The sequence below is a fragment of the Actinomycetes bacterium genome (genome assembly GCA_024222295.1).
GTDB lineage: Bacteria > Actinomycetota > Acidimicrobiia > Acidimicrobiales > Microtrichaceae > JAAEPF01.
Map to the genome: position 1 here is coordinate 1 of JAAEPF010000052.1, position 984 is coordinate 984.

The 984-nt window shown below is 67.8% G+C and carries 2 protein-coding genes; both read right to left on the bottom strand.

The genetic code is table 11. The features are described from left to right. Positions 1–139 precede the first annotated feature (139 nt). Positions 140–439 carry a hypothetical protein gene (locus tag GY812_15585; protein MCP4436902.1) on the bottom strand — a complete coding sequence of 100 codons (300 nt, stop codon included), beginning with the start codon at positions 437–439 and terminating at the stop codon, positions 140–142. A gap of 68 nt (positions 440–507) precedes the next feature. Next, positions 508–984, bottom strand: a 477-nt coding sequence (locus tag GY812_15590) for a hypothetical protein (protein ID MCP4436903.1), incomplete at its 5' end; no start/stop codon positions are given.

Below are 984 nucleotides of genomic sequence, written 5' to 3' on the forward strand. Positions count from 1 at the left end.
CGTGGCGGCCTCCGCCGCCGCCAGCGGGGCCGCCAACAACGTGGCCGTGCGGATCTGGCGCACATCAGGGAGGGAGAGATGGACGGGCTCCTGCAGAACTGGGCGACAGTGGCCGCCGCGGCGCTGACCGTGGCGGCCGTCATCCCGACGACTGACTGTCGAGCTCGGCGTGCTCCTCGGTGACGATGTGCCCCGCCGCGCGCTGCAGCAGCGCCATCAGGTCGGCTAGCTGCAGGGTGACCAGCACCTCGGTGCGGTCCTGCTTGCTCACCACCATGCACGCGCGCCCATCGGTCGCTTCCATGGCCTGCCACCATGCGCGGTAGACCTGCGGGGTGCCCTTGCCCACCTTGCATTCGATCCACCACGGGGTGCCGGCCACGTCGGGCTCATCCGAGCCTGATCGACGCTGGTATCCGCGCCGAGCCTCGGGGTACATCTCCCGAAAAATTTCGGCGACCTTTCGCTCGAAAGTGGCGCCCTTCGCTCTGCTTGCTCGGCCGCCCATCACCACACCGGCTTAAGTGCGCCATTGACGCGCTCGAAGACCATCTGCGTGCCGACGCCCCCGAACAGCCCCTTGGCCACGGTCAGCACCACGGTGGGAGAGTCCACGGAGCGATGCGCGAGCAGCGCGAAGCGGCACTCGTTCTCAAGGTCTCCACTCTCCTTGAAGCTGTGCAGCGAGGGCTCTCCCTCTTGGGCGTTGCGCCCTAGCTGGCTGATGCCGATGACCACCACGTCATGCCGGATGGCTGCGCGCTGTAGCGCTCCCCAGAGCACGTTGATTGCGGTGCGCCTGTCCTCCGGCGCATCCTCACCAGGCCTCACCTTCTGTAGGTAATCGATCCAGATCGTGCGGCATCCAGCCTGCGCCAACTTGTCGACGGCGCGCTCCACCGCGAGCGTGTCCGCGCCCACGGCCACCTCGACGAGCGGAAAGTCGAGCTCCGCGATGCGCTGCTCGGCGTGGTCGACCTTCTC